The organism is Bacillus silvicola, assembly GCF_050524305.1.
Classification (GTDB): domain Bacteria; phylum Bacillota; class Bacilli; order Bacillales; family Bacillaceae_G; genus Bacillus_A; species Bacillus_A cereus_AT.
Genome location: NZ_JBNGVC010000019.1, coordinates 47,768 through 65,647 on the forward strand (window position 1 = coordinate 47,768; position 17,880 = coordinate 65,647).

The following is a 17,880-nucleotide window of genomic DNA, read 5'->3' on the forward strand; positions in this document are numbered from 1 at the left end:
GAAAAAAGCAAAAGATTCCTAGCGGAATTGAACTTTATGCCGTTAAACCAAAGAGATCATTGATAAGATATATCTGCCTTTGGACAGACTTCTCCCCTTGGAGAGTTTGTCCTTTTTTGACCATATGCATAGCTTCTATTCCAGCAATCATTTTTTTAGCTGTTTGCAATGAGTTCAATCCAATCATATTCCAAATACGTTTTTTGATAAACCTGTGGTCTTGTTCAATGATATTGTTTAAATATTTTTTCACACGAAGTGGCGTACTGTGTGGTATACACTTTTCTTTTTTTAGTTCACGTATCGCAACAGGATAGGCTTTATCTCCATCAGCAGTTATCGAACGAGGTTTTGTGGCATGACAAGAAGCCAAGGCTTTCTTTAGAAAACACTTGGCAGCCTTCGCATCTCGTTTACGACTTAAATAAAAATCAATTGTGTTTCCTTCGGAATCGATCGCACGATATAAATACATTTTCTCCCCTTTAATCTTGATGTATGTTTCATCAACTCTCCAAGAATCATTCGTGGCTTTCAAATGTTTTCGAACTCGCTCATTTAATTCTGGTCCATATTGATGAACCCAACGCATAATGGTTGTATGGGCCACGGATAAACCTCGTTCCTCCATCATTTCTACTAAATCACGAAAACTTAAGTTGTACCGCAGGTACCAACGTACCGTTAATAAAATAATATCTGGTTGATAATGTTTCCACTTAAATAAGTTTTCTTTTTCCATACTGATCACACACCTTTTAAAGTAGTAGTACCAGTATGGCCAAGCTTGAAAAAAACATTTCAAGCATTTTGGGATTTTTGCACCAGAACCAAAGATTTTAAGCATATTCCCCAAAATGTTTTAGGTGATTGGTACTAAGAGACGTAAATAAAGGATGAATTATATGAATTCAAAAAAAATAAAAAGTCTAACAATGATAGTAGCAATAGGAATTAACGGTTCTGTTGCAAAGTTTGAAAAAAAAAACACTCGTTTGCAAAATATAGTTATAGTTTAAGCGGTTCTGAATAACTCCTGTAATTCCTTGTACGTCGAAAAAGAGAAGTCTGGAGTGTGACTTCTCTTTTGTTTGTATATAGCATGAATCGTTTCGGTTCCTTTCAAGGTACGTGAAGCTTGGCGAAGACTTTGAAATCCTGCGGATTTAACAAAACGTCGCTTGATATGTCTATGATCTTGTTCGATGAGGTTATTTAGATGCTTAACGGTGCAATGTTTCGTATGCACATAAAAACCGTTATGTTTCAGTTTTTTGAACGCACAAAGTAGAGCAGGGGTCTTATCTGTTGTGAGAACCGTTGGTTCTCCAAAAGCTTTCGCTAACCTTTTCATAAACATATAGGCGGCTTGATGATCTCTTGTTTTACGAAGTTGGATATCCAATGTATACCCTTCTCGATCAATCGCACGATAAAGATAAAGCCACTCCCCTTTGACTTTGATATAGGTCTCATCTAAATGCCATGATAATTGAACAGTTTTGTTTTTCTTTTTCCAGATTTGATAAATAAGATTGCCATATTCATGCACCCAACGCATGATTGTTGTTGGATGAACTGATATTCCACGCTCTTTCAAGATTTCAGATACATCACGATAGCTTAAAGAAAAACGACAGTAGTAGCCAACGGCTACCAAAATAATATCTTTTTTGAATTGTTTCCCTTTAAAATATCCCATGTATCATGCTCCTCGAATCATTTTTCTCACATTTTAATTTCGTTTAGAAAACTTTGCAACAGAACCAAGTAATTTGATATAGATTATTTTCATAGGTATCAATTGCAGAGGAAATCATCTGTGTCAAGCTGCCTATAGAAGGTGGTTCTATTTTCCAGTTACGAAATTTACTGTAAGAGCCTGTTTATAGTCTTATAAATATGTTAGGATGTATGCAAAAACAGGAGATGAGTGTATGTCTTATCCAAGTGATATCAGCCGTGAAAAATTCGAGATCATTCGTGAGGAACTAGAAACGTTTAGCAAACGCACAAGTCCGCGAAAGTATGACCTTTATGATGTGTTCAATGCACTACTCTATGTTCTGAGTACAGGCTGCCAGTGGCGTGCTTTACCAAAAGATTATCCCAAATGGCAAAATGTTTACCGCTACTATGCAAAATGGAGTAAATCCAATGCCGAAGGTAGTAGTCTATTAGAGACCTTATTAAAAAAATTGTTGGGCAAATAAGGGAAGCAGTGAATCGCCCCAAAAGCTCTAGCTTTAATATTGTCGATGCCCAAAGTGTTAAGAATGCAGATACGGCTGAACAAAAAGGTTATGATGGTGATAAGAAAGTTTCTGGTATTAAACGACATATCAGTGTAGATATTCTTGGATTTCCCCATGCAATCCATGTTACCACTGCCAATGTCACAGATCGAAAAGGCGCACTCGAAATGTACGAGCAATATCCTGAATTGAAAGAAACCATAGAAGCCATCCTCACGGATGGTGGGTACACAGGAGAAAAGTTTCAAAAAGAAATTCAAAAGCTATTGAATGCTGAAGTACAAGTTGCCAAGCGGTCCGAATTGCATCAATTTCAAGTGATCCCTAAAAGATGGATCGTAGAGCGCTCATTTGCTTGGTTAGAAAAATACAGACGATTGTTCAAAAATGTAGAGAGAAAACTAGAAACAAGTAAACAAATGGTTGTCCTAGGATTTCTCGCTATTTTAATAAAAAGATAAGACTATAAACAGGCTCTAAGACTTCATTTCTAAATAGTCTGTATCATGTGTAAAATGTACTTGTTCATTTAGCCACTGTTTTAAACGCTCATTATCTTGTTTCGTCAGTGCTCGAAATCCCAAAATACTTCGTATTTGTTGTCGATGTCTTGTATATGTTTTTTCTTTTCCACCCAGCTATATTGATGGAACAAGTCAGGTGAAAGATGTAGTTGTTTTGCGATGTAGGTTAACACTACACTAGGAATATCTTGTTTTTGATTTGGAAATGCAGCCTTATATTGAAAATACTTAAAAAGAACTGCAAAGCCTAAACGATTTATATCGGTTTTGTTTTTAATTGCAAGGTCAACATCATTAGGTAGTAAAGTGAAAAATTCTATAAGTTCTTCTGCGTTCCAATTTCTCTTCATAGACTCTCCCTCTGCTCTTGTTGTATTTGTTGATAGTATACTTTCTAACGTAGTTAGGCAGCAAGATAATTCAGAGAAATGAGTAAATTCTGAGAAGAGAAACCAAAATTTATAATCTGACGGACTAGAGCACGAACCGTCTCACTACCCCTAAAAGAACAAGGAATTTCTGTTCACCCTGCAACAATTATGCGTTGGATGCATGAATATAGAAATTTGATTTATCAAATCTGGAAGAAGAAAAACAAATCAGCACACCATGCTTGGCATTTGGATGAGACGTATATCAAAGTCAAAGGAGAATGGTGTTACTTATATCGCGCCATCGACAGTGATGGACATACACTGGACTTTCAACTTCGAAAAACACGTAATCATCAAGCTGCTTATGCCTTTATGAAAAGACTGGTAAAACATTTTGGAGAACCATCGGTTCTTACGACAGACAAGTCCCCAGCTTTGCTGTGTGCATTCAAAAAATTACAGAAAGGGGATTATTATACACATACCAAACACTGTACGATCAAACATCGTAATAATCTCATTGAACAAGAGCATCGACATGTAAAAAGGCGTTCTGACAACTCCACAGGATTTCAAAATATCCGTCATGCTTCGCGTACCATAAAAGGGATTGAAACGATTCAGGCCCTATATAAACAGAGACGAAGTCTTGGATCAGACTCCGTCTTTTCGGTGTACAATCAGCTGCATCAATTAGTGGCCACTGCATAAATATTTTCTCTCATTTATCTACATCTGTATACTTTTTCAAACTTTGCAACAGAACCTATAAGAGAGTCTGGGACAAATCTGTATATCAAGCCATTCATTCTTCTCTACTCCGCTTATCGTTGACATGCAACATAAGAATAAATACAGCTATATATTCTCATAAATTTAATTTAATTTTTCTAATTTGAACTTTTGATTATTTTGGTCTTTTTTAGTCCAAACCAAAATGTTAGTTCCATTGTTAGTATTAGATCCACTTACATCTAATACCCCGGCAGGATTTGCCATACTTTTTAAATAAAAATATCCATCTGATGTAGGTTCAGGTATCCAATACTGTCCGTTGCCATTTGAATTAGATGTAGCAATCACATTGTCTCTATTAATACTACTATTATAATCCCAAGTCAAAACTAAATTTTCATTTGCTATACTTTTAATTTGATATGCTGATTTATTTGAATCATATACTAACTTCCATTTTTGGTTATTACCTTTGTTATTGCTCCATAAGGCAACATTGTTAGTTGACTGATTTAAATCTATAACGCTACTATTATTTAACTTAGAAACCAATCGATAAATACCATTATTTTCTATCGCGTAAGCGTCAAAATTAATGCCTGCTGGCTTTGCTCTATTAAGGGCATCTTCAAAATTTCCATATTTGATTCCAACTGTTGCTTTTCCAAAGTCCGTAGTCATTAGTTTATCTCGAATAGCTAGGCTTGGATAGCCATCCCAACCAACCAGTGGTAGATGGAGCCACTGGTTATAATGGTTTTCTGGCGGCTCGTCATGGCTTTGAGCCAGGCGAAAAGCATGTGTGAGGCCGCCGTCCTTATGGTATACAATTTTCGGGTGGTTTCCACTGAATCTGACGTTTGAGCGATGAGTAGGGTAAAAACTACCATGTGCTGAATAAGATACATATTCAACCTGACCACCTCTAACCCAAACTACTATGTGTTCCCAGTCATGTTTATGTCCAAACAAACCAGAGCCGGCAACCGCTTGATCTTTCTCAAAGTAACTCGTATACATAATTGCAGTCCAACCATTATTTGATTTGGCCCGAGAATAAGTGTTTGAATTTTCCAGTCGGCTAAGATCTCTACAGCCACTGCTCGTGGAACCGCTCATATTTAGGCCAGGGTTAGTCGTACCATCTGGAGAAATGGCTGCAGTCGCATAACACCCGTCTTTGTCGTAGTCATACACAGGAGCATAATCTAACTCTATATTTGACGCATTTTGTGGAAGTGCCTTGATTACATCCGCATATATTTTTGAGCTAGAAAGAAAACCCTTATCAAATTGTCCACCTAAGTTGAATGCAAATGTACTTAATACAATTAACGCGGTCATTACTATTTTTGATATTAATTTCATATTCCCCCTCCTAAATGAAATGAATTTAATCGATAGTGACAACAGAACCGAATTTAATTAGGAGCCACTGTCTAAAATCCTTCTGAATCATACGAAACAGTTGGTGTAATGCATATTCATAATGGTTAATCACTCTTATACCTTTTTACATTGCCTCCTCTCTAGTTAAATATAAAGCTACTTCACAAACAGCATCAAAATAAGATAAATTTCAAACCAATACTATAGTTACCATCAAATCAGTTTGAAAGTTCTAACTAATTTGATGCTTGGTTAAAATATAGCATATATTGTCGAAATTTGTCTATAATATATTCAGAATTATTAAAAAATAAAAAGATGACATCTGATGATTTCCGAAGGTTAACAGGTACTCTAAAAAGTTTCAATAACGAAAACCCTATCTTTTTACAGTTATTAATGAGAATTTGACTCATATTTTTCGTTTTTGGGACAATTAATCTCTTAAACTGCTAGATGTGTAATGATATCTACAATGTAACGAAGATGGAACGATGGTTAAAGGTTGGAAAAATAGTAACTATTTAGTTTACTAAAAAACGCAAGACAAAGAAAGGAATTTTTTCGTTATGAAATTCCTCTCTAATTAGTTGATACATGTAAAATCCATGCTTCCTTCACGAATGAATTGTTCTAGTGTGTGGAATACAGGTTTTCCTTGTTTTTGTGCGGTTTGAATGAAACTTCTTGTTAAACAAAAGATACGCGCACCTTCTTTGGTACGAAACGTACCAGATACTTTTTGTTTTACTTTTGCCATCCGAATATCTCGCTCCGCTTCATTATTATCAAATGGAATATCAGCATGCGTGAGAAAGCCTAAAATTGCATCTTTATCACGCGCAAAGCGATCCAATAGGTTTTTGGAAGGAAATTGCTTTGTACGCTTTTTGGATGTGCTTTTTTCTATCGAGTGAGGATGACACTGAGCCCCATCCTGCAGGATGGCTTCATACCGGTACTCAATTTCGAGAAGGTCCCACAATGAAAGCTTTCCCTCTTTCTGTTCTTTGACTTGTTTCGCATCAATCAATAGCTCTTTCATGTCTTTTGCCCATTTTTCAGCAGTTTGCTCATAAATACCTTGTAAATCCCGCAAAAGATGAGCGTTACATAAAACATGTTGGCACTGTTCATATCCAGAATAGGCCCCAAGACCATCATGAACCGCGATTCCTGAAAATGTGGGTAGGACACCAATCTCATTCATGGCCTCTCTTCCACGTTTTGCATGTGTTACTTGAAGGTTTATCTCTTTTGTACTCATGGTATGTATCCACTGTAATTTTCGGTTCACACGAACTCCCGTTTCATCAAAATGAACAATGCGAGATTGTAACAAATGCGTTTTCGCTTTTTCTTCAAAAATATTCAAGCCCTTCCCGAATGTACGGTTCATATGAACCAGTGTTCCCTCGCTGATGGTATGGCCAAATTGATCAAGGATATAGGCAGCTGTACGGGAATAAGAAAGCATCTGGTAATTGATGAGGTATACCACTAATTCTTGTATACGAGGACCATATTGTACGGATTTGGTTACATGAGGTGAAAACTGTCCTTCTTCGAAAGACAGGCAATGGGAACAAACTTTTCCTTCCGCTTCATATTGAGTCACTTCTATTTTGGTAGAAGGTACATCGAAGGTTTGTCGTTTTTTCGACTGACAACTTGTTCATTCTCTAAAGAAGATTGACATTTTGAACAAAGGGAAATGGGATGTATAACAATATGATGTGGGGATTTAGCAGGTACAAGCCTATGGCCCTGGTGACCGATTTGCCCACCAGGTTTACGTTCGGTTTTTCCTCGTAAACTTTTCGTAAGAGGTTTCTTGAACCCATCTGTAGAAGGCGGCTTATGGCTGTTTGAGGAATTCTTTTGGTTAATTACTTTTAACTTCTGTATTTCCGTTTGTAGCGATGCTACAGTTTCCTTCAATTGTTTATTTTCCGCTTCTAATTGTTGTATGTATACGGTTGATTTGAGATGCTCCTCCATAAAAAGGTTTTTTACCGCTTCCAGACCCATGTGATAAGAATGAGAAATTTGTTCTGTATGCATAAACAGCATGCCTCCTTTCATTTTTATTATTAGTATGAGCGAAGACATTGAATGCTAAACTATGAATTCATAAATATCAATAATACTAACGGACTAAGCAGTTACGAAAAATATCAATGGCAGTTGGTATTACTTTAATGATCATTGATACATGTCTACTGGATGGTTGGAAGAAAATAACAATTGGTACTACTTAAATGCAAATGGATCAATGAAAACAGGTTGGATGGCGTTTTTTATGAATCCTATCATTTCAAATGAACTGAATCTTCTCACACAAAAACTCTGTTCAAATCACTCGCTTTCTGCACACATAATCTCTAGTTTCAATCGTATCTGTATTTTAGATGCGACAGTGTTTCAACTGCCTAATCATTTCGCCACTAACTATAAAGTGTCAGGTGGGAGTAGTAATACGGCAGGCGTAAAAATTCAATTGGAATATGATTTACTAAGAGCCTGTTTATAGTCTTATAAATATGTTAGGATGTATGCAAAAACAGGAGATGAGTGTATGTCTTATCCAAGTGATATCAGCCGTGAAAAATTCGAGATCATTCGTGAGGAACTAGAAACGTTTAGCAAACGCACAAGTCCGCGAAAGTATGACCTTTATGATGTGTTCAATGCACTACTCTATGTTCTGAGTACAGGCTGCCAGTGGCGTGCTTTACCAAAAGATTATCCCAAATGGCAAAATGTTTACCGCTACTATGCAAAATGGAGTAAATCCAATGCCGAAGGTAGTAGTCTATTAGAGACCTTATTAAAAAAATTGTTGGGCAAATAAGGGAAGCAGTGAATCGCCCCAAAAGCTCTAGCTTTAATATTGTCGATGCCCAAAGTGTTAAGAATGCAGATACGGCTGAACAAAAAGGTTATGATGGTGGTAAGAAAGTTTCTGGTATTAAACGACATATCAGTGTAGATATTCTTGGATTTCCCCATGCAATCCATGTTACCACTGCCAATGTCACAGATCGAAAAGGCGCACTCGAAATGTACGAGCAATATCCTGAATTGAAAGAAACCATAGAAGCCATCCTCACGGATGGTGGGTACACAGGAGAAAAGTTTCAAAAAGAAATTCAAAAGCTATTGAATGCTGAAGTACAAGTTGCCAAGCGGTCCGAATTGCATCAATTTCAAGTGATCCCTAAAAGATGGATCGTAGAGCGCTCATTTGCTTGGTTAGAAAAATACAGACGATTGTTCAAAAATGTAGAGAGAAAACTAGAAACAAGTAAACAAATGGTTGTCCTAGGATTTCTCGCTATTTTAATAAAAAGATAAGACTATAAACAGGCTCTAAGTGGTCAATTTCTTAACGTGCAGCTTGGACCAGGAAAGAATAATGCTAAAACATGCGGTACCATCTGCCTTGAAACCGTAGAGGCGGGCGATTTGTGTTATCAAATAGTACTGTATTTAATATAATCATCTTTGTCAATGTGATTTATTGTAAACAATAAGATTAGCTCTTGAAAAGATTTTGCCGACATTTCTCTGAAATATGTACGGTATCGGTGTCTCATACTCATTCAGCTAATACCTTCGGTATTGTTTTGAATGTTCGCTAATGCTTATTGCGTGATTTGGTTCCATTGCTAAACAAGCCCCTAGGTTATTGCAATTCATCTTTTTTAGGCTTAGTCACAGGGTTCTTGCTGTAGACCGCAAAGTATCTATTCGTATATATCAAAGTGAAGCCAATTTTGGCTTTTTTTATTGTTTATTTTTCCCTAAACTAAAAGTATAGATAGCTATTCTATATAAAGGGAGAGACAGGCATGAAGAAGAATGGGACAGAAGATGAACTATTAGAACATTTTATTTTGGTTGACATCGAGCGTAAACTTATTGGTAATAAAACGGGTGCCAGTCGTCTTGGTTTTACTGTTCTATTGAAGTATTTTCAGCATGAAGCTAGATTCCCAATAAAGAAAAGTGATGTTCCAAAAGCAGTGATTGAATATATCGCAAAACAACTTAACCTCTCTTCAAATTTATTTGATGAGTATCGTTGGGGATCAGAAGAAAGAAACTATACTTACCATAGAAAACAAATTCGAGATTTTTTTCAGTTTAAAGAGTTTACTCATACAGAAGGAGAGCGACTGGAACAATGGTTAAAAGAACAAATCGCCTTTACGCATGATACCGATTACTTAATAAATCAAGTGTATTATCTCTTTCGTAAGTGGAAAGTAGAACCTCCTTCTATTAGAAGTATGAAGCGAATGATTGATTCTGCTATTCATACATTTGAACAAAAGTTGTATCAAGAAACTTACCAGCAACTGTCCATTCAAACTTGTCATCATATAGATAATCTATTGGAATCCCATGATTATCAAGAAGGAAACAAAGAAGACCAAAACATTATAACTTTTCGACAATTGCTATCTTCCCCCCATAAACCTAGTGTTGCTACCATGGAGATAGAGCTTAAAAAATTACTAACTATTCGTCACCTTCACATCCCAGATGGTCTATTTCATCATTTACCTCCTAAATTAATCACAAAGTACCAAATACGTGCAGCGACTGAGACAATAACAGAATTACGTGCGAATCCTGCACCTATTCGTTATACCCTACTGGCTATCTTATTTTCTTATCGTCAGTCTGAAATTATTGATAATTTAGCAGATTTATTAGATGAAATTACACATAAATTTGAAAATAAAGCGATGAATACTACACGTAAAGAAGCAGTAGCGGAATTAGAAAAGGTGCAAGGGAAAAATAAACATATTTTAAACTTGTTGCAAGCAACCATTGATCATCCCGATGGAATCATTCAAGATACATTATATCCTATCGTTCACTCTTCCACGATTAGAGATATTATCAAGGATTTATCCAAAAACAATCGGGAATATAAAGAAAAAATGGTTTTGTTGCAAAGTTCAAAAAAGGTATACGCCCGCTTACAAAATACGGTTATCGTTTACGCAGCTATGAATAATTGCTGTAATTCCTTGTATGTCGAAAAAGAGAAGTCTGGAATGTGACTTCTCTTTTGTTTGTATATAGCATGAATCGTTTCGATTCCTTTCAAGGTACGTGAAGCACGGCGAAGACTTTGAAATCCTGCGGATTTAACAAAACGTCGCTTGATATGTCTATGATCTTGTTCAATGCGATTATTCAAATGCTTAACGGTGCAATGTTTCGTATGCACATAAAAACCGTTATGTTTCAGTTTTTTGAACGCACAAAGTAGGGCAGGAGCTTTGTCTGTTGTGAGAACCGTTGGTTCTCCAAAAGCTTGAATGAGTCGTTTCATAAACATATAGGCAACTTGATGATCACGTGTTTTACGAAGTTGAATGTCTAGAGTATACCCATCTCCATCAATTGCACGATACAGATAGCGCCATTCTCCTTTCACTTTGATGTAAGTCTCATCTATATGCCAAACATGGTGTGCTGATTTATTTTTCTTCTTCCAAATTTGATAAATCAAATTACCATATTCATGAACCCAGCGCATGATTGTTGTTGGGTGAACAGAAATCCCTCGCTCTTTCAGGAGCTCCGATACATCTCGATAACTTAAAGAAAAACGACAATAGTAGCCGACGGCTACCAATATAATATTTTTTTGAATTGTTTTCCTTTAAAGTATCTCATGTATCATTCTCCTCAACACAGTTTCCCTACAGCTTAGCTTTATTTGAAAAACTTTGCAACAGAACCCATATCCTTATGACTGTAGGGTCAATATGTTTATCAAATGCATAAATCCTATTAAGGATGTTCAATATAGCGCTATCATTGTAAAATTAACACAATAGTGCAACTAAAATATTTGAAGCAGTGGTATGCGTAGAAAGGAGAATGTATGCAAAAACTCACTGAATATGAACTTGCTTATATTTGCTACTATTCGGAGAGAGTAGAGTTAACAGCTATTGTGACTGGATTTTCTCCAAAATTAACAATGAAAGAAATGAAAGGATTGCTTCAAGATTTAGATGACAAGGGACTCTTTGATTTTTATAAGAGTACCTATGAAGAGATGCTAGAAGAATAAGGGGGCAAGTATATGTTAATGAAATGGGAATACGAACGTTTTGCAGCGGATAAACAGTGTATTGAACGTGCATTGGTCATGTGGGAAAAGTGGATGGGTAAGTGTCCTAACGATGATGATAGTGCTGCAGAAGGACTTGCGTATGTATTTAATCATATGAAATTGAAAGAACATCAAGTTTCCCTTATTCATGATTTTTTTAATGAATATATGAATTTATTAGAGCATGGAGAAGAACAAGCGGAGGCATTTTATAAAACAATTATGAGGATGTAATAGCAGCTGGTTCACTCACCAATAACTAAAAAAGAGTATATTCACAAAAAACAAAGGTGGTTAATACAATGACAACTATTTCACAAAATGTACTAGATACACTTGTAGTCGGTATCTATGAAGATGTTCAAATGCTTGTTATGATGATGATGGACTATGAGGAAGAAATTGAAATGGTTACAAAAAAAGAAATTATAACTGTATATGAAGATTTAAAAGAAGTTATTTTATTTTATCAATCCCATTCACAAGGCATGGATGTACTTCTTATGGAAGAAATAATGATAGGGATAAATCAAAAAATCACAGAGCTATTTTGTGAGAAAGCTACCACCGAAAAATCAAATACGATTTATGGTGAGAAGCTTTTATTACCCGACGGAATATCGGTGCGGAAAGAATTAAGTGACTCGAGCTTTCAGTACATATTCTACCATGAAACTTTAGGAGAAATTGGTCAAATTATTTTCCCAAAAGAAAACGAACACACTCTGCATTTCGACATTCACATAAACGAAAAAGTTCCAAAAGATAGTGAATCCGCAAAGATAGTAAAAGATATTGGAGATATGCTACAAAAAGAGATATTACGTGTACGCTGAGCTTCTGGTAATGCTACCAAAACATGAACAGACTTTCAACTACTATCCAGGAACGACCCGTGGAGCCGTGAAGATGAAAGAAAGGGAGAAGTTATAACATTCCGAAGGACCAAGCTAACTTTATTCACCTAATATCTTAATTTCTATTATGTAACATTCAATCGAGGAGTGGGAATAAATGAGCAAATTCGCAAAAGCATGGAATTTGAGGTTGATGAAAATGATGCTAAGTGTTTCGATTATCTCGTTTTTATTTGTTGCACCTCCTGGGAAAATCGTGAAAGCTACCGGGACAACTTATTATGTCGCCACAACGGGAAGTGATTCTAATAACGGCACGTCGCTCAGTACACCATTCCAAACGATTCAACATGCAGCTTCCGTTGCTTCAGCGGGTGATACCGTATATATTCGCGGCGGTACTTATAGGGAAACCGCCATACCAGCCAATTCTGGCACATCTGGAAACCCGATCACTTACCAAAGTTATAACGGTGAAACGGTTATCGTAAGCGGCAACGATGTTGTAACGGGTTGGTCGCTGGACAACGGTAGCATTTACAAAGCGCCAATGAGTTGGAGCCTCAAAGCAGGCAATCAAGTGTTTGTAGATGGAGTGATGATGGATGAGGCTAGGTGGCCTAATCAAACTGGGACGCTACTAAATCCAACACGGTCATCTGCACAATCAGGGTCAGATGCTACCCACGTTGTAGATACGACCCTCCCTGGCGGCGACAATTTCTGGAATGGAGCAACGATTTGGATCACTAGTGGCAGCGGCTGGATTGCTCAAACGTCCACAGTCACCGCTTACGACTCGGTCAATAAGAAACTTACATTTGGATCGTTATATAGAACCGGCTCTTCATATAACTCAAAATCAGGAAACAAATATTATTTGTCCGGTATCAAAGCGGCGCTTGATACCAAGAACGAGTGGTGGTATGACTCCTCCAATTCCCAGCTGTATCTTTGGACACCAGGAGGTGACAATCCTTCCAGCCATATAGTTGAAGCCAAACGTCGCAGCACTGCCATTGATCTTTCCGGTAAATCTTTTATAATGATCAATGGGATTCAAACAACTGCTGCAACGATTTTGACAGACAGTTCATCGAACCATATCGTTCTAAATGGAATCGTGGCGAAGTACGTGTCGCATAACAAGCTGAACACTTCGGCTAGCGAGCAATCGAATCTCGGTTTCATTCTGAACGGAAGCTACAATGAACTTAGGAACAGCGAGCTTGCATACAGCTCCGGAAGTCTTGTTACCGTCAAAGGATCCCATAATAACGTGATCAACAGCTACATTCACGACGGGGGCTATGTGCCGAACTGGGAAGGTCTAGTGAATCTGCAGGGTGCAAACAGTCTGATCAGTCATAATACGGTGTCAGATGCGGGACGCGTAACGGTTTATTTTAGCACAGGGATGAGCACAAATGAAATACAATATAACAACATTTATAATGCGGGATGGATGACGAATGACCTGGGTATGCTTTACGGACCGAATGTGGACGGACAGAACACGGAGATTCATCATAACTATGTCCATGATAACAAAGCAACCTCCACTAATCCGGGCATCTATTTGGATAATTACACGAATAATTTTATTGTTCATCATAATGTCATGTGGAATAATTCAGGCATGCAGCTCAATATTCCTTCAGAATATAATCTGGTTTATAACAACACAGCCTACACGAATGCGGTTGCCGTACAGGCTTGGGGAAATACATTTACAACGGATATGTACGGCGATCGGCTTTTCAACAATATTATCAAAGGCTATGACCCGGAGGTGACGGCATATACCACACATGGGAGCGATGTGACGCACTTGCCAGGCTTTGTCGATGAAACAAACCATAACTACCATTTACTGTCGACCTCGCCGGCAAAGGATACAGGGATTGTCATCCCGGGCATTACGGATGGGTATGCGGGGAGCGCGCCGGACATCGGAGCCTATGAGTACGGAGGAACGGATTGGACTGTAGGCCACAATTTTTCAAGCCCGCCAAACTCTACCTACTCAAGGCCATCGACGCCGAACATGAACTTGGCTGTGAATGGTGGTTTCGAATACGGAAACCTGTCGAGCTGGACTGCGACGGACTCAGGAAACGCTGTTGTCGTTCACGACAACCACTGGGGGAAAGCGGAGAATGCAGGGATGTCCAGATCTCAAGCATATGGTGTAAAACTAAGTGGAGGCGTCGATGGCGTTGAACAAACGATTACGGGTCTCCAGCCAAATACGAATTATTTTGCTGGAGGTTGGCTGCGATCGCCGGCGGGAGAAACGGCTGCGATCGGTGTAAGGGATTACGGCGGCACGGACGTTTCCACTTCCTCCTCCAGCTCCACCTGGACATTTGTCAAAGTCTCATTTAAGACCGGGTCTACGAACACAAGCGCCACAATTTATTTCAAAAAAACGTCCGCGACAGGGGAAGCTTATGGCGATGACGCAGGGCTCATTCTGGATTCGACAATCTACCAGTAGATGTATGCGTTCGACGGCTTTGAGTCCGGTCTGGGTAACTGGGTATCGGTACCGGATAAAGGCACGCCATCGTTCAGCTCCGTCAAAACGCATTCCGGAACGAACAGCTACTTCATTAACGAGGAAATGGATGCAATCCAACAAACCTTCAATTCTTCCTATAACAAAGTCGTCTCCATGTGGTTCTACGACACAGCTACAGTGACAAAGATGCAGGTGGTCGGCTTTGTCGACGACGGTGCTTCCTTACGAGGCATCGGGGTAAAAACGTTGACTTCAGCGACGAACTACTTCTATCGTCTAGGAAGTACCTATACGGCGATTAATGTGAAGCGGACTACCGGCTGGCATGAATTTAAGTGGGATTATACTTCAGGAGCCAGAGTTAATATGTATATCGACGGGACGCTCATAGCTTCGACTACAGGGGTTACAAGTTTTAACAGTATTCGACTTGGAGATTTTTGGGCTGATGAGAACATAACAACGACATATTTCGATGACGTAAGCATACAATAGTTAAAGAAGAAGACCAGACCTGTTCCAACAACAGGTCTGGTTGGGCTCTGTTGGAAAGTTTGGTTCTAGTGCAAACATAGTCACAGTTGAAAAGAAATCGACAGAATTCTAAAAGAATCCGATTTTATGCGAAAAGACTGAAGAGATGATGGATAAGTTTTATCTGGTGTTGGCAGAATTCTTAGTTTGGTCTTATCCCTGTCAAGTAGACAGACGCTAAAAAAGACTATGCAGCCATCGAGATTCGATATTCAATCGGAGCTCGACGGTTGAGACGTTTTTAGAATCGTGTGTTGTTATAATGATAGATGTATGAAGCATTGTCATGGCAGTTTCCTTTGCGAGAGTGGCTGCCGATGGCACCTAGCTGTTGAAACGTACGATGATAAGCATGAGATGTGTATTGGAATCTTTAATTTGAGTGGATGATGATTCCATACACATCTCTTTTTTGTATTGCTAAATCAAGTGTTTCTAGAACAAGTGGTAACTCATTGCGATGTAAGAGTTTCCAAGCAACGATTTCATTATTGTAAATGTCTTGGATGACCGATAAATAGAGGGAATTACCTTTGAATGGCAAGTAAGTGATGTCTGTGACAAGTACCTCATTTTGTTTGCGGTTTTGGAATTGGCTTCTGCTTTTTTAAGTAAGCCATCTGTACCTTGTGTATTCCGATTCTTCCTCCATACTATCGAATTTCGTACGCGGACGACCTTTCAAGGGAGGGAAAGTTCTTATTACCACTGCTTTTTCCTCGTGAATCGGAAATACCGCCTATTTCTTGATATTTCCGGACCCAATCCATTAACTGTGTTCTACTTTTAAGCTCATATTTCTTCGATATAGCTGATTGGCTACTCTCACCATTTAAAAAGCTTTCTACAACTTGTATCTTTAATTTATCTGAATAAGTTTGAAATGTAGCCCTTTTTTAACCATAATAAAATCCCCTCCAAGTAGAAGTGTAACATCCATGTTTGTTCATGTTTTTTTTACACTGTCTACCTTAAGGGGATAATATCAAAATTTGATATCTTTTTTATCACGCCGCTTTCAAGAGAGCGTAAGCAATCAAAAAAATCCGAAAACCCACTTTTTTAGGACTGGGTATTTATGCTCGTCGTTTACGAAAACAAAATGAATAGATGCAAATCTAAGGTGCAAGTACTCCTTCAGAATATAATGGAATAGGGATGTATTGTAATTCACTAAAATTCTCAGGGGCTTGCCTCAAGATGCTTTGTTCATCTGTTTCTCCAGGATTACCTATTACTTTAACTAATTGATTAGTCTGCGTATAAACGTTTTGCCTATATTGAAATTGATTAGGTATCTGATTCCAGAACAGTATTTGATCATTTTGATTGGAAAATTTATTTCTATAAAAGATATTATTTTTAAGAGTTGCTTTTTGATTTGGTGAATCCGGAAAATTCTGACCATAAGACATGCCACTTCCCCATTTTCCATAATTGGTTTTACTATTATAATAATTATTGTAAATAAATGTATTAGATAATTCTAGCGTTTCATGATTATTATATACGTACAGAAGTAATGCATGGTCATCCAAATAGTTGGAAACTACCGTTGCTTTTTTCCCATTTCTTATTTTAATTCCTCCTGATGGGTCTGTTTCCCAACCTCGGATGTAATTTCCCACGATTTCTAGACCTGTATATCCTTTGATATACAGCGAATGATCTCTAGTTTCGGCAGAGTTACAGAGTCCACCCTTGTTTCCCCAAATAAAATTGTTTTGTATTTTTAAGTTTTGATCATAATTAATTCCATTTATTGCTGTCTTGAAATTTCCCTGCTCTTCTGCGGGATCAAGATTCTTCCTTGCATATAATATGTAGAGTTTTTGTAATACACTTTTCACATCACTGGTAAGCATCGGATTGGCATAATCCCATTTATCAATTCCACCAAAATAGTTGTTTTTAACCTCACTATTAATAGATTTATAAAAAGTAATTCCGAAACCAGGATAATTATTTCCTCTCAAAAAAACATTTGAATGAATCTTGTAATTTCCATGTTGAAAGTTAAGATAATATTCTAATCCATTCGAAGACGATGGTTTTCCATCTATAAAAGCACAATAGAGGACATCATCCTCTCCTTTAAGTTTTCCCGAAAAATGAATTCCCATATTTATGAATACAATATTTTTGAATTGTACTTTTTTAACTTCATTTACAGTATCCATTATTTTGACAAAGTAGGATTGACTACTCGCATCGAAAATTGTTATATCATTTTTACTCCCAAGGAAACTAACACCATTCTTAGGAATTAAATTTCCAGTAATTTTATATGTTCCAGTGGGAAAATATAAGTTCTTTCCCAGACTATAAGCAGTATCAATAGCTGATTGGATGTTCAGAGTATCATCGGTGATCCCATTACCCATAACTCCTAAGTTTTTAACATCTAAGGCATCTACAGGAACAGATTCTTCTGCTGAAACTGTTACAGGTAAAACCGAACATAGTATACTTAAGTATAGAACAAAAGTACTAACTAACAGAATATATCGAAATGAAAAAATATTCATGCGTGCTCCCCC

Annotated in this window: 15 protein-coding genes and 6 pseudogenes; 11 read left to right on the forward strand and 10 right to left on the reverse strand. The window is 37.6% G+C overall.

Annotation, left to right across the window (positions count from 1 at the left end):
• Window positions 1–34: 34 nt before the first annotated feature.
• Window positions 35–742, reverse strand: coding sequence for an IS6 family transposase (locus ACP6L7_RS34375; protein ID WP_430529770.1), 708 nt, complete (start codon window positions 740–742; stop codon window positions 35–37).
• A gap of 273 nt (window positions 743–1,015) precedes the next feature.
• Window positions 1,016–1,702, reverse strand: coding sequence for an IS6 family transposase (locus tag ACP6L7_RS34380; protein WP_430529771.1), 687 nt, complete (start codon window positions 1,700–1,702; stop codon window positions 1,016–1,018).
• A gap of 235 nt (window positions 1,703–1,937) precedes the next feature.
• Here ACP6L7_RS34380 and ACP6L7_RS34385 point away from each other — a divergent pair.
• A protein-coding gene (locus ACP6L7_RS34385) for an IS5 family transposase (protein WP_430529148.1) occupies window positions 1,938–2,716 on the forward strand; the annotation gives its coding sequence in 2 pieces (ribosomal slippage) (window positions 1,938–2,199 and window positions 2,199–2,716; 780 coding nt in all).
• A gap of 104 nt (window positions 2,717–2,820) precedes the next feature.
• Here ACP6L7_RS34385 and ACP6L7_RS34395 read toward each other — a convergent pair.
• Window positions 2,821–3,129, reverse strand: a complete 309-nt coding sequence (locus ACP6L7_RS34395) for a DUF4158 domain-containing protein (RefSeq protein ID WP_430529773.1) — start codon at window positions 3,127–3,129, stop codon at window positions 2,821–2,823.
• Between the two features lie 132 nt (window positions 3,130–3,261).
• Between ACP6L7_RS34395 and ACP6L7_RS34400 the strand changes: the two are divergent.
• Window positions 3,262–3,864 (forward strand): annotated as a pseudogene (locus tag ACP6L7_RS34400) (IS6 family transposase); the annotation flags it as partial.
• Between the two features lie 171 nt (window positions 3,865–4,035).
• Here the strand turns inward: ACP6L7_RS34400 and ACP6L7_RS34405 are convergent.
• From ACP6L7_RS34405 to ACP6L7_RS34415, 3 genes and pseudogenes are all read right to left on the reverse strand, one after another.
• Window positions 4,036–5,256, reverse strand: a pseudogene (locus ACP6L7_RS34405) (NPP1 family protein); the annotation flags it as partial.
• 607 nt (window positions 5,257–5,863) lie between these two features.
• Window positions 5,864–6,895, reverse strand: a complete 1,032-nt coding sequence (tnpC, locus tag ACP6L7_RS34410) for an IS66 family transposase (RefSeq protein ID WP_430529774.1) — start codon at window positions 6,893–6,895, stop codon at window positions 5,864–5,866.
• A gap of 2 nt (window positions 6,896–6,897) precedes the next feature.
• Window positions 6,898–7,341, reverse strand: coding sequence for a DUF6444 domain-containing protein (locus ACP6L7_RS34415; protein WP_430529775.1), 444 nt, complete (start codon window positions 7,339–7,341; stop codon window positions 6,898–6,900).
• Between the two features lie 106 nt (window positions 7,342–7,447).
• Between ACP6L7_RS34415 and ACP6L7_RS34420 the strand changes: the two are divergent.
• From ACP6L7_RS34420 to ACP6L7_RS34435, 4 genes and pseudogenes are all read left to right on the forward strand, one after another.
• Window positions 7,448–7,558 (forward strand): annotated as a pseudogene (locus ACP6L7_RS34420) (hypothetical protein); the annotation flags it as partial.
• 48 nt (window positions 7,559–7,606) lie between these two features.
• Window positions 7,607–7,795 (forward strand): annotated as a pseudogene (locus ACP6L7_RS34425) (IS4 family transposase); the annotation flags it as partial.
• Between the two features lie 60 nt (window positions 7,796–7,855).
• Window positions 7,856–8,634, forward strand: a protein-coding gene (locus tag ACP6L7_RS34430) for an IS5 family transposase (protein WP_430528891.1) whose coding sequence is annotated in 2 segments (ribosomal slippage) — window positions 7,856–8,117 and window positions 8,117–8,634 — 780 coding nt in all. Because the reading frame shifts where the segments join, the coding sequence is not laid out codon by codon here.
• 497 nt (window positions 8,635–9,131) lie between these two features.
• A pseudogene (locus ACP6L7_RS34435) lies at window positions 9,132–10,244 on the forward strand (DUF4158 domain-containing protein); the annotation flags it as partial.
• 50 nt (window positions 10,245–10,294) lie between these two features.
• Here the strand turns inward: ACP6L7_RS34435 and ACP6L7_RS34440 are convergent.
• Window positions 10,295–10,980 (reverse strand): IS6 family transposase gene (locus ACP6L7_RS34440; RefSeq protein ID WP_430529776.1). Its coding sequence is split into 2 segments (ribosomal slippage): window positions 10,295–10,953 and window positions 10,953–10,980, totalling 687 coding nucleotides; the frame shifts between segments, so codons are not numbered across the junction.
• A 211-nt stretch (window positions 10,981–11,191) separates the two neighbouring features.
• On the opposite strand from ACP6L7_RS34440, the gene ACP6L7_RS34445 reads away from it, so the two are divergent.
• The 5 genes from ACP6L7_RS34445 (at window position 11,192) to ACP6L7_RS34465 (ending at window position 15,301) form a co-directional block, all read left to right on the forward strand.
• On the forward strand, window positions 11,192–11,383 hold the full coding sequence (locus tag ACP6L7_RS34445; RefSeq protein ID WP_430529777.1) for a hypothetical protein: 192 nt from the start codon (window positions 11,192–11,194) through the stop codon (window positions 11,381–11,383).
• 12 nt (window positions 11,384–11,395) lie between these two features.
• Entirely contained in the window at window positions 11,396–11,659 is a 264-nt protein-coding gene (locus ACP6L7_RS34450; protein ID WP_430529778.1) for a hypothetical protein, read from the forward strand.
• Window positions 11,660–11,727: 68 nt separating this feature from the next.
• Window positions 11,728–12,261, forward strand: coding sequence for a hypothetical protein (locus ACP6L7_RS34455; protein WP_430529779.1), 534 nt, complete (start codon window positions 11,728–11,730; stop codon window positions 12,259–12,261).
• A gap of 178 nt (window positions 12,262–12,439) precedes the next feature.
• Window positions 12,440–14,782 (forward strand): right-handed parallel beta-helix repeat-containing protein, encoded by a 2,343-nt coding sequence (locus ACP6L7_RS34460; RefSeq protein WP_430529780.1) that lies wholly within the window; start codon window positions 12,440–12,442, stop codon window positions 14,780–14,782.
• A 270-nt stretch (window positions 14,783–15,052) separates the two neighbouring features.
• A complete protein-coding gene (locus ACP6L7_RS34465) occupies window positions 15,053–15,301 on the forward strand; it encodes a polysaccharide lyase family protein (protein WP_430529781.1) in 249 nt (82 codons plus the stop codon).
• 412 nt (window positions 15,302–15,713) lie between these two features.
• On the opposite strand, the pseudogene ACP6L7_RS34470 reads toward ACP6L7_RS34465, so the two are convergent.
• The 3 genes and pseudogenes from ACP6L7_RS34470 to ACP6L7_RS34480 all read right to left on the reverse strand — a co-directional run.
• Window positions 15,714–15,911 (reverse strand): annotated as a pseudogene (locus ACP6L7_RS34470) (DDE-type integrase/transposase/recombinase); the annotation flags it as partial.
• Window positions 15,912–15,993: 82 nt separating this feature from the next.
• Window positions 15,994–16,197, reverse strand: coding sequence for a helix-turn-helix domain-containing protein (locus ACP6L7_RS34475; RefSeq protein ID WP_430529842.1), 204 nt, complete (start codon window positions 16,195–16,197; stop codon window positions 15,994–15,996).
• A 261-nt stretch (window positions 16,198–16,458) separates the two neighbouring features.
• Window positions 16,459–17,868 carry a glycosyl hydrolase family 28-related protein gene (locus tag ACP6L7_RS34480; protein WP_430529782.1) on the reverse strand — a complete coding sequence of 470 codons (1,410 nt, stop codon included), beginning with the start codon at window positions 17,866–17,868 and terminating at the stop codon, window positions 16,459–16,461.
• Between the last annotated feature and the right edge of the window lie 12 nt (window positions 17,869–17,880).